At 34.8% G+C, this 13,000-nt stretch carries 10 protein-coding genes; 3 read left to right on the top strand and 7 right to left on the bottom strand.

Annotated features, from left to right (window positions below; translation table 11 throughout):
- Positions 1–10: 10 nt before the first annotated feature.
- On the top strand, positions 11–871 hold the full coding sequence (locus IEV50_RS06040; RefSeq protein ID WP_188412324.1) for an alpha/beta fold hydrolase: 861 nt from the start codon (positions 11–13) through the stop codon (positions 869–871).
- A 34-nt stretch (positions 872–905) separates the two neighbouring features.
- Positions 906–4,289, top strand: a complete 3,384-nt coding sequence (locus tag IEV50_RS06035) for a DEAD/DEAH box helicase (protein WP_188412323.1) — start codon at positions 906–908, stop codon at positions 4,287–4,289.
- Positions 4,290–4,376: 87 nt separating this feature from the next.
- Here IEV50_RS06035 and IEV50_RS06030 read toward each other — a convergent pair whose 3' ends face one another.
- Positions 4,377–5,186, bottom strand: a complete 810-nt coding sequence (locus IEV50_RS06030; protein WP_188412322.1) for an NAD(P)-binding domain-containing protein — start codon at positions 5,184–5,186, stop codon at positions 4,377–4,379.
- A gap of 51 nt (positions 5,187–5,237) precedes the next feature.
- Positions 5,238–5,819: a thymidine kinase gene (locus tag IEV50_RS06025; protein WP_188412321.1), complete on the bottom strand. Its 582-nt coding sequence runs from the start codon at positions 5,817–5,819 to the stop codon at positions 5,238–5,240.
- A 121-nt stretch (positions 5,820–5,940) separates the two neighbouring features.
- Between IEV50_RS06025 and IEV50_RS06020 the strand changes: the two genes are divergently transcribed.
- Complete coding sequence (locus tag IEV50_RS06020) at positions 5,941–7,095, top strand: DUF8457 domain-containing protein (protein WP_188412320.1); 1,155 nt, start codon at positions 5,941–5,943, stop codon at positions 7,093–7,095.
- Positions 7,096–7,224: 129 nt separating this feature from the next.
- Here the strand turns inward: IEV50_RS06020 and rodA are convergent, their stop codons facing one another.
- The 5 genes from rodA to IEV50_RS05995 form a co-directional block, all read right to left on the bottom strand.
- Positions 7,225–8,490 (bottom strand): rod shape-determining protein RodA, encoded by a 1,266-nt coding sequence (gene rodA, locus IEV50_RS06015; protein ID WP_188412319.1) that lies wholly within the window; start codon positions 8,488–8,490, stop codon positions 7,225–7,227.
- Positions 8,487–10,493: a penicillin-binding protein 2 gene (gene mrdA, locus IEV50_RS06010; protein ID WP_188412318.1), complete on the bottom strand. Its 2,007-nt coding sequence runs from the start codon at positions 10,491–10,493 to the stop codon at positions 8,487–8,489. The genes rodA and mrdA overlap by 4 nt, the downstream gene beginning before the upstream one ends.
- A complete protein-coding gene (locus IEV50_RS06005; RefSeq protein WP_188412317.1) occupies positions 10,493–11,008 on the bottom strand; it encodes a rod shape-determining protein MreD in 516 nt (171 codons plus the stop codon). The genes mrdA and IEV50_RS06005 overlap by 1 nt, the downstream gene beginning before the upstream one ends.
- Positions 11,005–11,841, bottom strand: a complete 837-nt coding sequence (gene mreC, locus IEV50_RS06000; protein ID WP_188412316.1) for a rod shape-determining protein MreC — start codon at positions 11,839–11,841, stop codon at positions 11,005–11,007. Before mreC ends, IEV50_RS06005 begins: the two co-directional genes overlap by 4 nt.
- Positions 11,842–11,916: 75 nt before the next feature.
- Positions 11,917–12,939 carry a rod shape-determining protein gene (locus IEV50_RS05995; RefSeq protein WP_056092903.1) on the bottom strand — a complete coding sequence of 341 codons (1,023 nt, stop codon included), beginning with the start codon at positions 12,937–12,939 and terminating at the stop codon, positions 11,917–11,919.
- Positions 12,940–13,000: the final 61 nt, after the last annotated feature.

Raw genomic sequence — 13,000 nt, 5'->3', positions numbered from 1 at the left:
AATTAAGAGATTGAAAAGGCTTAAGAAAATTATTAATGAGCTTAAAATCTCTACCGATATTAAGCATGAGGATGCTCCAAATCTAATTCGTGAGTTTATTTTTTATTCTCCGAAAATACCTTTGAGGTTGCATCAGGAACAACTTTTAACATCATCTAAGCAGTTTAAGCTAAACGTAACAGACACTTATTTTACAGGTGGCGAACTTATAATTAATTGTTTTAGTTGGGGAAATGGGAAAATCAAAATTTTGCTCACACATGGTTGGGCATCAAAAGCGGCAGATTTTTTTGAGCTGATTATTGAACTGCAAAAAATTGAAGATGTAGAAATTATCGCCTTCGATGCACCTGGAAATGGAAGTTCCGAATCTGACTTCTCCAATCTGATGCTATATGCAGAATCAGTAAAATCGATAACAGCAAATCATGCAGTTCCCGATTTTATCATCGGCCACTCTTTAGGTGGTATGGCCAATGTAATTGCCATTCAGGAGGCAGAAATAAACCCCAAATTATTAATTAGCATTGCACCTTTAATCAGGTTAAAAGAAAACTTTGAGCAAAGCATGGATTTAGTTAATATCAGTGTATCGGCTAAGGAAAATTTCTTTAAAAATTTTAATGCCGAATTTCCTGTTAATGTAGATTATTTCAATCTAACTGAACTCTATAAATTAAATGGTAAAATTAATCATTTTTTGGCCTATGATAAAGAAGACCACATTTCACCTTATGTCTATTTAACAGAATTTCTTGATAAACACCGTTCGGTTATCTCCAAAGCTTACAAAGATGCTGGGCACTATAAAATTTTGAAATCGACAGAAGTAATGGCTGATGTTATTGCAAATATTAAATTGGCCATCTAATTTGTTAATTTATAATCTTATTATATTGCTATAAATGAATGAAGAAAACTCAAGGTTAGAAGCGAATGCAATAAATCCTTACGATTATATATTAAAGGATTTTAATCTCAAGAACCTGAGTAATTTATTTATTCTTAAACATCTTAATCAACAAATTCATACCGATACAAAAGGATTTTTTAATATTTATCCCGAGCAGATTGAAATAGATTTTGGTGCTTTCAGTTATGAATCATCTGGTTTGCCTTTTCCAATTATTCAGGTTCAACAGCAGGTAAATGCCGTTAAAATTTCCTGTCGTTGCGATGCACCTAAAAACAAACTTTGCGAACATCAGGCACAGGTTTTATATAATATTTTACAACGTGAGGATTTATTGATTTTCTTTGATGAAAACCTTCGCAAACAGAAACTTACAAAAGTTGCTGTTGACTATGGACTGGAAAATGAAAAAAATCTTGATGCGCTTTTTAGTCTTAAAATAGAGCAAAACTCTTTAACAATAAAACCAAAAATTGCTGCTTTACAGGCTTTTAATACCGAAGCCAGGCAAAATCTTGAGGCCGCTTTACTGCCTGAGCAGAATAGAATAACCTCATCATTAAAGCAAGATAATCATAGTTTGATTTTAGTTTTAGGTCAGCATCGATATTACAATAATTTAAATATTGAGCTGTTTGAGGCTAAAACAACCAAAAGTGGTAAAGCGAAAAATCCTTTTAAAACGATTAACCCTGCAGATTTAATTTTTAAAACAGAAGATACCTCAGAGCTTAAATATTATAGTGGAATAGCGAAATTTCAAAATAATTTTGCCACCGAACAAATGGATTTGGAATTGGCTGCTTTAAAAGCAATTGCTAAAAATCCCTTAAATATTCCGGTCTACCTGCACGATAGTAAGGTTTCTGCAACCATTCAGGCATCCTCCATAATTCCTGTTCAGCTTTATATTCTTGATGTTGATTTACGTCTTAATGTAAATCAGAAAGATGATTTTTTTGAGATTAGTGGCAGGTTAATTATAAATGGAAATTCATATTCCCTTGATAATCTTTTTATCAGGTACAATTATTTTGTTCAACTTAAAGATCAGCTTTATTTACTAGCAAGAGCAGATGTGGTTAAAGCAATTGGTTTTTTTATCAAACAAAGTAATCGTTTGGTTATCCACAAAAGTAAATATCCCGAATTTCAGAAAAATATACTCATCCAGCTTGAAGGTAATATTCATGTAGATTATTCTTACCTGAAACCCGCAACGCCTAAACAAATCGAAGAAAAGGGCTTCGATTTGGAAAATGAAAAGCTGGTTTACCTTTCCGAATCTGAAGATTTTATTTTGATTACTCCAGTGATGCGCTACGGTAATTTGGAAATCCCGGTCTTATCAAAAAAGAAAATTCAGGCACAAGATAAATTAGGAAATCTGTTTACACTACATCGTGATGAGGAAGCAGAATTACAATTTATAGGAGAAATTATAAAGCAGCATCCCTTTTTTTACGAGCAGGAAACCAACGATTCTTTTTATTTGCACCGAAAACGATTTTTGGAGGAATTATGGTTTCTTGATGCTTTTGAATCCTGGAGGAGCAAGGATATTCATATTTTAGGTTTCAATCAGCTAAAGAATAATAAGTTAAATCAGAATAAAGCTGAAATTAATATTGAAGTTTTAAGCGGAACAGATTGGTTCGAAACCAAAGTTGAGGTAAAGTTTGGTAAACAAAAAGTTGCACTGAAACACCTCCATAAATCCATCAGAAACAAAAGTAAGTTTGTTACGCTTGATGACGGTACACAAGGTATTTTGCCTGAAGAATGGATTAACAGATTTACAGATTATTTTAGCGCAGGTGAAATTGTTGATGATAATTTACTAACTCACAAAATAAAATATGCTTCGATAAACGATTTATACGAAGATGCCTTGCTCAATGGTGAGGTGCAGAATGAACTTAAAAACTTTAAGCAGAAATTTGAAGGAATTGATGCTGTACAGAAGGTCGAAATTCCAAAAACGTTAAAAGCAACACTCCGCCATTACCAAAAAGATGGTTTAAACAGATTGAATTTTCTGGATGATTTTAACTTCGGTTCGATACTGGCTGATGATATGGGGCTTGGGAAAACCATCCAGATTCTGGCATTTATTTTGACCCAGCGAGAAAAAGTTAAGCACAATGTCAATCTGGTTGTTGTTCCAGCTTCTTTAATTTTTAACTGGAAAGCAGAAGTAGAAAAGTTTGCGCCATCTATAAAAGTAAAGACAATTTATGGTGCCGAAAGGGTTAAAAATATTGATGATTTCAATCAATTTGAAATCATTTTAACTTCCTACGGAACATTGCTTTCTGACGTTCGTTTCTTAAAAGACTATCGTTTCAATTATATTTTCTTAGATGAATCGCAAAATATTAAAAACCCTGAATCGCAGCGTTACAAAACCGTTAGAATGTTACAATCCAGGAATAAGGTTGCACTTACAGGAACGCCTGTAGAAAATAATACTTTCGATTTATACGGACAATTATCCTTTGCCTGTCCGGGTTTATTTGGGAGTAAGCAACAATTTGCCGATTTATATTCTACCCCGATTGATCAATTTAAGGATAGTAGGCGAGCAACAGAATTACAGAAAAAGATTCGTCCGTTTGTTTTAAGAAGAACAAAAGAGCAGGTTGCAAAAGAATTGCCAGATAAAACTGAAATTATTTTGTACTGCGAAATGGGAGAGGAGCAGCGCGAGGTTTACGAGGCAAATAAAAAAGAAATTCAGGATTATATTTTAGGTAAAACTGAAAATGAATTGCCTAAAAGTTCAATGCACGTTTTAAAAAGTATTACCAGGTTAAGACAAATTTGTAATTCTGCAGCTTTGTTGGCTGATGGAAAATCTTATTTGCAGGCTTCATCAAAAATTGATGTTTTAATGGAACAAATTGAATCCAAAGCTGGTAATCATAAAATATTAGTGTTTTCACAGTTTGTAACTATGCTAGATTTAATTAAGAAACAACTGGAAAGAAAAGGTTTAAAATATGAGTATTTAACCGGACAAACTAAAAAAAGACAGGAAGTAGTGCAATCATTTCAAAACAATGATGATATTCCTGTTTTCTTAATCAGTTTAAAAGCAGGTGGAATTGGCTTAAACCTAACTGCAGCAGATTATGTTTTTTTAGTCGATCCATGGTGGAATCCAGCAGTAGAAAATCAGGCGATAGATAGAGTTTATCGCATTGGTCAGCATAAAAACGTAATGGCTGTTCGGTTAATTTGCCCGGATACAATCGAAGAAAAAATTATGAGACTGCAGGCTGTTAAAAAGGATTTGGTAAAAGATTTGATTCAGAGTGAAGGCGGTATATTTAAGAATTTAACAAAGAAGGAGTTGCTGGGCTTATTGAGTTAGAAATCATTTTTTCATCGTGGGAAGACTTTTTCAGCCGATGAAGTAATCTTCACGATATAGATTTTTCCAGCAGATTGAAATGTTTAATTAAATCATCATTTCAAATTCATATTCCAAAAACTCAGAAACATTTAAACTCTCTACAATTTTCCAACTTGTTTTTTCATTAAGAAATTCTGGTTCTATTAACCCTGATTCTCTAGCAGCTTTGGTATAAAAATCTTTTTTCGATGGATGAGCTGTTGAGCAAGCATTGTAAATTCTCCCAAAAGCTTGATGCTCTAAAATGGATACTGCAATACCTACAGCATCGCTTTGATGTATTAAATTAACAGGAGCTAAACCATTTGGAATATTACGCTTTCCAGCAAAAAATCTTCCAGGATTTCTTCCAGGACCAATTAATCCCGCGAAGCGTATAACGGTATAATTATTTGGCAGAAAATCTGTTAAAATTTGCTCTGATGCTAAAACAACTTTTCCAGAATCAGTATCGGGTTTTGTTTCGCTATTTTCATTAACGATTTTGTTGTCTTCACCATAAACGCTGGTCGAACTAATTAAAATAACCTGTTTAGCTTTTCCTTTCGAAGCTTCTAAAATCAATTTAATCTTATTTGGGAAGTTTTGCAGCTCAGTCGAGTTCCTTTTTGGCGGGATGCAGATAAACAATGCATCTGCTTCAAAAAAAGTTTTATCTGCAGAAACGGTTTCCGAAGTAAAATTGATTAAGTAAGGATTGATGTTATTTTCACTTAGCGATTGAAGCTTTTCAGTTGTGGTGGTTGAGCCATTAACCGAATAGCCTGTTGCAAAAAGCTGTTTAGCTAAAGCCAAGCCAAACCAGCCACAACCTAAAATAGAAATAGTTTTCTCTTTGCAGTTTTTAATTTTCAATTTTCAGTTCTCAATTCGCAAATAACAATTAAACAATTCGGCAATTAACAATTATCCCTTTTCTAAATTATAGCATGCCCTGCAACGTGGTTCGTAGCTTTCTTTTTCACCAAGTAAAACAGTAGATTCATCGGCAACGGTTCTATAACTGTATAATGCTGGGTTTCCGCAACAAACACAAACTGCATTCACTTTGGTAACGTGTTCGGCAATAGCCATAAGGGCGGGCATTGGTCCAAAAGGTTTGCCGGCGAAATCCATATCTAAGCCAGCAACTATAACTCTAATGCCTTTCATGGCCAGTTTATTGCAAACATCAGGCAATTCATTATCAAAAAACTGGGCTTCATCAATACCTACAACCTGTGTATTTGTACCCAATAATAAAATTGCCGAAGCATTATCAACAGGTGTAGAATTTATTGAATTTAAATCGTGAGATACCACTGCACTTTCATGGTAACGTGTATCAGTACGTGGTTTAAAAATCTCGACATTTAGTTTAGCAATCTGTGCTCTCTTCAATCTGCGAATCAATTCTTCCGTTTTTCCTGAAAACATAGAGCCACATACAACTTCTATACTTCCTGAAAATTCGCCTCTTCTTCTAAAATTTTGTTCGCTAAATAACATGCTCAACTTTTAATTTTCCGTGTCGTTCTATAATTTTAAACCGAACAAATATCATAATTATGTGTTATTTTTGAATACTTAGTTACCAACATAAATCACCAAAAAAATCGTTTAATTATTTATGATGAACCAGCAAGATATTTTCAGAAAGATAGGTAGTATTTTAAACGAACTTAATGAGCAGTACCAATTTCTGGCTCAAAATCCTGAAAAGTTAAATGAATTAGAATTGGAACTTTTTCTGGCTAATGCGGATTTTCTTTCAGACCATGTAAAAATTGTAAAAAAGCTAAATATACTCATCACTGAAGAACACCCTGTTGAAACTAATGCTGGTTTACTTTTAGAGGAGCAGAATACGATTGTTTTGCCAGAAATAACACAAAGTTATAAGCAGGAAGAAGAAACTCACGAATCGATAGAACTGGAAGAAATTGCTACTGCTGAAGAGGAGGAAGAGAGAATCGATATGAAGCCTGAAGAGGAAATAAACGAAGAAGAGGTGATTCATGAAGAAGCGGCTGAAAAGATTTTAGAACATAACTTTTTTAAGCCTGACCAAGATTCTAATAGCTTTGAATTTGTTTTGGGTAATCATGGTGGTGATGATAGATTTGATTACGAAGAAAAATCTGCTAATGAAATTTTTGACAGGCCACTGAGCAGAGAAGAAGAGGAAATAATAGCGCAGAAAAAAAGAATTCACGAAAAGGAACAAGAACCTGAAAAAGCAGAACCAGTTGCAGCCGATGAAGATGAAATCGGGCCTGAACCTTTTTTAATTTCGCATGAAGAAGATGCCGTTAATCATCATGAATTGGAAACCCTTTTTTCACAAACAGAATCAAAACCTGTTGAAAGTATACAGCCTGATTTCGATGAAGATATAATTTCTCCACCGGTTGAAGAGCGCCCTGCTTTTATTCCAGAAGCTGTTCCTGTTAAACCTATATTGGAGCCAATTTCAGATAAACCTGCACCATCTCTGAATGATTTGCTTGCGAAAACAAATAGTTCACAAAATGAACCAATTAAGGCACCAATTTCTGATTTAAAGCAATCCATCAATCTAAATGAAAAGTTACTTTTTATAAAGGATTTATTCAGCGGTTATAATATGGCATATTCTGAAGCACTTGATATAGTAAACAAAATGCCAAACTTTGAATCTGCAGATAGTTTTCTGCAAAATAATTATGCAGTTAAAAATAACTGGGCTACAAAGCAAACTACTGTAGATCAGTTTTACGAATTGTTGAACAGAAGGTTTAGTTAGTATTCGGTTGCCGGTTTTCAGTTTCCTGTTGTTAGTTGACTGTTTGCAAACTTAAATTCATGATGGGAGCTATAAACAATAATTATTTTGATTTAGACAGGCAACCCGCAACAGAAAAGGCAACAGAACTTAAATAAAGCCCATTCTATTCGAATCGAGTTTCAGAAAGATAAATAGTAATATCGTAAAACTCCACAAAGATGAGCCTCCATAACTTATAAAAGGAAGCGGAATACCAATAACCGGGATAATTCCAATCGTCATGCCAATATTAATAAATATGTGAAAGAATAGTATGCAGGCAACACTGTAACCATACACCCGTGAGAAAGTAGATCTTTGCCTTTCTGCAAGATTAATAAGTCTTAGCAAGAGGAAAATATATAAGCCAATTACAACAGAACAACCTAAAAAACCCCATTCTTCGCCAATGGTAGAAAAAATAAAGTCTGTGCTTTGGGCAGGAACATAACCATATTTGGTTTGCGTGCCTTGTAAAAACCCTCTACCTGTGGCCTGACCAGAACCAATTGCTATTTGTGATTGGATTACATTGTATCCAGCGCCTTTGTTATCTGTTTTAAGACCTAACATCAGCTCGATGCGATTACGCTGATGCTGCTGAAGTACTTTTTCGTAAGCTATTTTAACTACAAAAAGATAACCAATAGCAATTAATGTAACAAAAACTGTTGTGATGATTAACTTCTGCTTGCGCTTGTTGGCATAAATGAAAAGTCCGCTAATGGTTAATATAATTGCAATCAGGATGGAAACAGGTACCAGAAAATCAGCAACAAAGAGTACAATCATTCCGAGAAAAATTAGCAGGAAGTAACCTGATAAACCTTCCCGATATAATGGGAACATGAAAGCCAGGAAAACTAAAGCAGATCCCGTATCGGGTTGCATCATAATTAATACTAAAGGAGCGGCTACTATGATACCGACAATAAAAATTGATTTAAAATCTCTGAATTTTGGACTGAAAGTACTTACATATCTTGCAATTAATAATGCCGTACCGAATTTAGCAAATTCTGATGGTTGAAGTCTGAACGATCCAATTGGAATCCAGGCTTGATTACCACCAACATTCCTTCCGATGAATAGTACTGCTATCAATAAAATTAATGTTATTCCATAAATAAAAGGTGCAAAAACATTAAAAAGTCTTCCATCAAATAATAATAAGGATAAGCCTAAAACCAAGCCAGATATTACATAAATAAATTGCTTGCCATAGCTGCTAGAAAAATCGAAAGCTGCAGAATTGTCAGGATGAGGAATAGAAGCGTAAATATTAGCAAAGCCAATTATACAAAGTAGGATATAAATTAAAACCGTAATCCAATCTACATTAAAGAAAAATCTGTTGCCTTGTTGTTGAATCATTTTTTATTAGGGTCGGATTTTATCGTAATTGTTGGTTTTTTTACTAATTGGGCAGAAATGGGTCTTTTTGCTGTTGCCGCTTTTAATCTCAAACTATCATTAATACGTTTGAGGGAATCTGTTTTCCTGATAATTAAGCTGTCTGCTTTAGTGAGTTTGAGTTTCTTACTTTTATCAATAAGCAGCGGCAAAAGATTTTGATTTTTCATCCATTCTACTTGCGCTACTCGGTTACCACTTACTGCACCATTTAAATATTTTTCTACCATATAACTGGCAATAGGTGCGGCATAAGTACTTCCGAAACCTGCATTTTCTACAATTACAGCAATTGCTATTTTTGGGTTATCTCTTGGTGCAAAACCAATAAAAACAGAGTGATTTTTACCTCTGCTATTCTGAACTGTTCCTGTTTTTCCGCACATTATAATATCTGGAATACGGGATAAGACAGCCGTTCCCCAAGCGCTGTTTACTGCTTCTTGCATACCATCAATTACTGGCTCAAAATATTTTTCATCAACGCCAACGTAATTTTTGGTTACATACTCTTTTTTTACCAATAGCTTATCGCCCATGGCTTTAATTAGATGTGGCCTTATATAGTAGCCTCTGTTTGCAATAATTGCCATTGCATTGGCAATTTGCAAAGGTGTTGCTGTTATCTCTCCCTGCCCAATAGCCTGAGAAATTACGGTTGTGTAACCCCATCTTTTGCCATAAATTTTATCGTAATGATCGGCATTATAAAAATATCCCTTCTTTTCAAATGGTAAATCGATATCTAACTTACTTCCAAAACCAAACTTTGCAACTTTATCACGCCAATCCTGATAAGTTTGGCGCTGGTTTTTCATTCCGTTTTTAGTTATCAGTTTTTGAAAAACATGGCAGAAATAAGTGTTACAACTTCTGGCAATACCTCTGCGCATGCTAATATTTCCATCAACGTGCTCACATTTTACCTTATGATTCCCAGCCATGTAATAGCCAGGACAATTAAAAGTCATGTTTGGATCAATTACGCCTTCCTGTAAACCGATCAATGCATCAATGGGTTTAAAGGATGAACCGGGAGGATAATATCCCTGAATTGGTCTTACCATTGAAGGACGATAAGGATTTCCAATAAGGTCCATGTAATTATTCCCCTGGCTTTTGCCAACCAAAAGATTTGGGTCATAACCAGGGCTACTTATCATTGCAAGAATTTCTCCGGATGAGGGTTCAATTGCCACAACAGCACCAACCTTATTTGTCATTAGTTCTTCTCCAAGTTTTTGAACCTGAATGTCTATTCCAGAAATTAATCTTTCACCTGAGATCGCATTTATATCATATTTTCCATCAGCATAACTTCCCTGAGGTATGTTCTTTGCATCATAAACCGTGTTAACAACACCTTTTTCGCCTCGTAAAAATTCTTCGTAAGACCTTTCAAGGCCGCTTTTTCCAATGTAATCACCAGAACGATAATAGCCATCAGATTTATCAATATCATCCTGATTAACTTCTTTTACGTAACCAAATAATTGTCCGCCTACGCTATCCGGATAGTGGCGAATGGTTCTGTCTTGAGTTGAAAAACCTGGAAAACGATACATGATTTCCTGCAGCCTTGCATAGCTTTGAACAGAAATTTGTTTTGAAAACGGGGTAGACTGATAATTAGATTTTAGCCTGGCTTTTCGCATATTCTTGCGGATATCATCTACAGAAATATCAAGTGCATTTGCGAGGGCAAGTGTATCAAAGGATTTAACTTCATTTGGGATAACCATTAAATCGTAAACAGGTTCATTTTGAACAATAACCCTCATTTTACGGTCGAGGATGGCTCCACGGGCAGGGTATTTAAATTTTTTCTTAAGTACATTACTTTCAGCAGCAACAAAAGCTTTATCGCTAATAATCTGGATATAAAATAGTTTTGCCAGCAAAATGATGGCAATAACTATAAATAAGCCTTGAATAATATACTTGCGATTAAATAATTGCTCCATTAGCGAGATGTTCTTTTGTAGAAAATAAACTCTATCAATAAAATTAAGAGAAGCGTAAAGATACAACTTAAGCCGCATCTCATTAAGGTATAACCAATTTCTGTTAACCTGAATGTTTCTAAAAAGAACAGAACAAAATGATGGGTTATTACGCATAGAAAGGCGTATAATGCAAACCATTGAAAACCCATATAGCCTAAAGATGGTTCTGGATCATCGATGGCATCTTTATTTAAACTAATTGAAATAAAGGATATTCTTACAAAAGCCAAAACTACACAGGCCGTTGCATGAACGCCCATGGTATCATAAAATGTATCTAAAGTTAAGCCTGTTCCGAAGGCTAATAGATACAATAAAATATTTGGTATTCCGAAAGGAAGGAGAAGCAAAAACAACACGTAAATAAAAGGTGTAGACAAATCATAGAAGCCCATGTTTTTAAGCAAAAATATTTGCACAAAAAGAAGGATAAACCACCTGATTATATTTATTATTATAATTCTGCTACTCATTTTGGCTTAACTGGGTTTTCTAGAAGTTCTTGTTCTTTAGCCAATTTATCCTTTATAACATATACATATTGTAAAGTACCGAAATCATTAAATAAACTTAACTCGGCTGATAAAAAATTATCATTTGTTGCAATATTTGTCTTGGTGAGTTTACCAACTAAAATACCTGCAGGAAATTTTGCAAAACCCGATGTTACTACAGTATCTCCAATACTCATTTTAATATGGTTTGGCACTTCCTTTATAAATGCTTTTCGAATATCGAAATTATTATCGCCCCAAACCAAAGAACCCAATGCATTATCTTTTTTAATTACAACACTTATTTTTGTGTCTTTATGTAGTAATGATTGAATGGTGGCTAAATGCGTGGAAACATCACGGATAAAGCCTACAACTCCTTTTTGTGGAGATATTACAGCCATTCCGATTTCTATTCCATCAATTGTTCCTTTATTAATCGTCATTACGTTATTTCGTAATGTGATTGAATTTTTAACAACCTTCGCAGCTAAATAAGTATATTGTTGATTTGTTACCGTATCAATAAACTGAACTTCTTTTGTAGAATCTACAGTGGTAAGCGCTAATAGTTTTGTTTTCAGTTTAGCGTTTTCAGCAGCAAGACTATCATTAACTACGCCTAAATTTAAATATCTTTTAAAAACGTTTAATCTTTCATAAGCGGTTCCAACCACTTCATTTGTAGAGTTTAATGTTGCGCTGCGCTGGTAGGCATTATTTTTAATGGTAAGGTAAATGCCAATTAAAAAAAAGATAAAAAACAAGAAAAATGCGTTGTATCTGCTTATGAAAATCCAAAGGTTACGCATGCACGTGATAAGTTATAAGTAATACGTTATAAGTTACAAGACTTAAAACTTATAACTTACAACGTACGACTCGGTTTATTGCATTAAAAATTTATAAGTTCCGATGTTTTTAAGGGCTATACCGGTTCCGCGAACAACCGCACGTAAAGGGTCTTCAGCTACGTGGACTGGTAATTTTGTTTTAGCTGCAACACGTTTATCCAAGCCTCTTAACAATGCACCACCACCGGTTAAGTAAATACCAGTTTGGTAAATATCTGCAGAAAGCTCTGGTGGTGTAATCTCTAAAGCTTTTAAAATTGCTTCTTCAATTTTTGAGATAGACTTATCTAAACAGTGTGCAATTTCAGTATATGAAACTGTAATCTGTTTTGGTACACCAGTCATTAAATCGCGGCCCTGAACAGCAAAATCTGCAGGAGCATCCTGTAATTCAGGTAAGGCTGCACCAACTTCAATCTTAATTTTTTCAGCTGTACGGTCTCCAATCATAATGTTGTGTTGGCGACGGATGTAATTCACAATATCCGAATCGAAATTATCTCCCGCAACGCGGATAGATTGATCGCAAACGATACCCGACAATGCAATTACTGCAATTTCAGTTGTGCCACCGCCAATATCGATAATCATATTACCCATCGGTTCTTCAACATCAATCCCAATACCAACCGCAGCCGCCATTGGTTCATGAATTAAATAAACTTCTTTAGCACCAGCAATTTCTGCGGAGTCGCGTACTGCACGTTTCTCAACCTCGGTAATGCCTGATGGGATACAAATTACCATCCTTAAAGATGGAAACATCCAGCCTTTACCGCCATTTAGCATGCGGATCATGCCTTTAATCATTGCCTCGGCAGCGTTGAAATCGGCGATAACACCATCTTTTAATGGCCTGACAGTTTTAATATTATCATGGGTTTTACCCTCCATTTGCATCGCCTGGCGGCCAATGGCGATAACTTTATTTGTAGTACGATCGAATGCTACGATTGATGGTTCATCTACAACCACTTTGTCGTTATGTATAATTAGGGTGTTCGCTGTGCCCAAATCGATGGCAACTTCTTGCGTAAACCAGTTAAATAATCCCATGTATTAGGTTTGTTTTCTTTATTTTGTTAAATCTATACTATTCCTAATGTAAAAATAGCTT

This window comes from Pedobacter mendelii (assembly GCF_014635725.1).
GTDB classification, from domain to species: domain Bacteria; phylum Bacteroidota; class Bacteroidia; order Sphingobacteriales; family Sphingobacteriaceae; genus Pedobacter; species Pedobacter mendelii.
Note: the sequence above shows the minus strand (reverse complement) of the source record. Positions and strands in the feature narration are given on the sequence as shown.

Coding starts and splice junctions, on each gene's coding strand:
- IEV50_RS06035 (WP_188412323.1), top strand. CDS start 906: ATGAATGAAGAAAACTCAAGGTTAGAAGCGAATGCAATAAATCCTTAC.
- IEV50_RS06025 (WP_188412321.1), bottom strand. CDS start 5,819: ATGTTATTTAGCGAACAAAATTTTAGAAGAAGAGGCGAATTTTCAGGA.
- IEV50_RS06020 (WP_188412320.1), top strand. CDS start 5,941: ATGATGAACCAGCAAGATATTTTCAGAAAGATAGGTAGTATTTTAAAC.
- rodA (WP_188412319.1), bottom strand. CDS start 8,490: ATGATTCAACAACAAGGCAACAGATTTTTCTTTAATGTAGATTGGATT.
- mrdA (WP_188412318.1), bottom strand. CDS start 10,493: ATGGAGCAATTATTTAATCGCAAGTATATTATTCAAGGCTTATTTATA.
- IEV50_RS06005 (WP_188412317.1), bottom strand. CDS start 11,008: ATGAGTAGCAGAATTATAATAATAAATATAATCAGGTGGTTTATCCTT.
- mreC (WP_188412316.1), bottom strand. CDS start 11,841: ATGCGTAACCTTTGGATTTTCATAAGCAGATACAACGCATTTTTCTTG.
- IEV50_RS05995 (WP_056092903.1), bottom strand. CDS start 12,939: ATGGGATTATTTAACTGGTTTACGCAAGAAGTTGCCATCGATTTGGGC.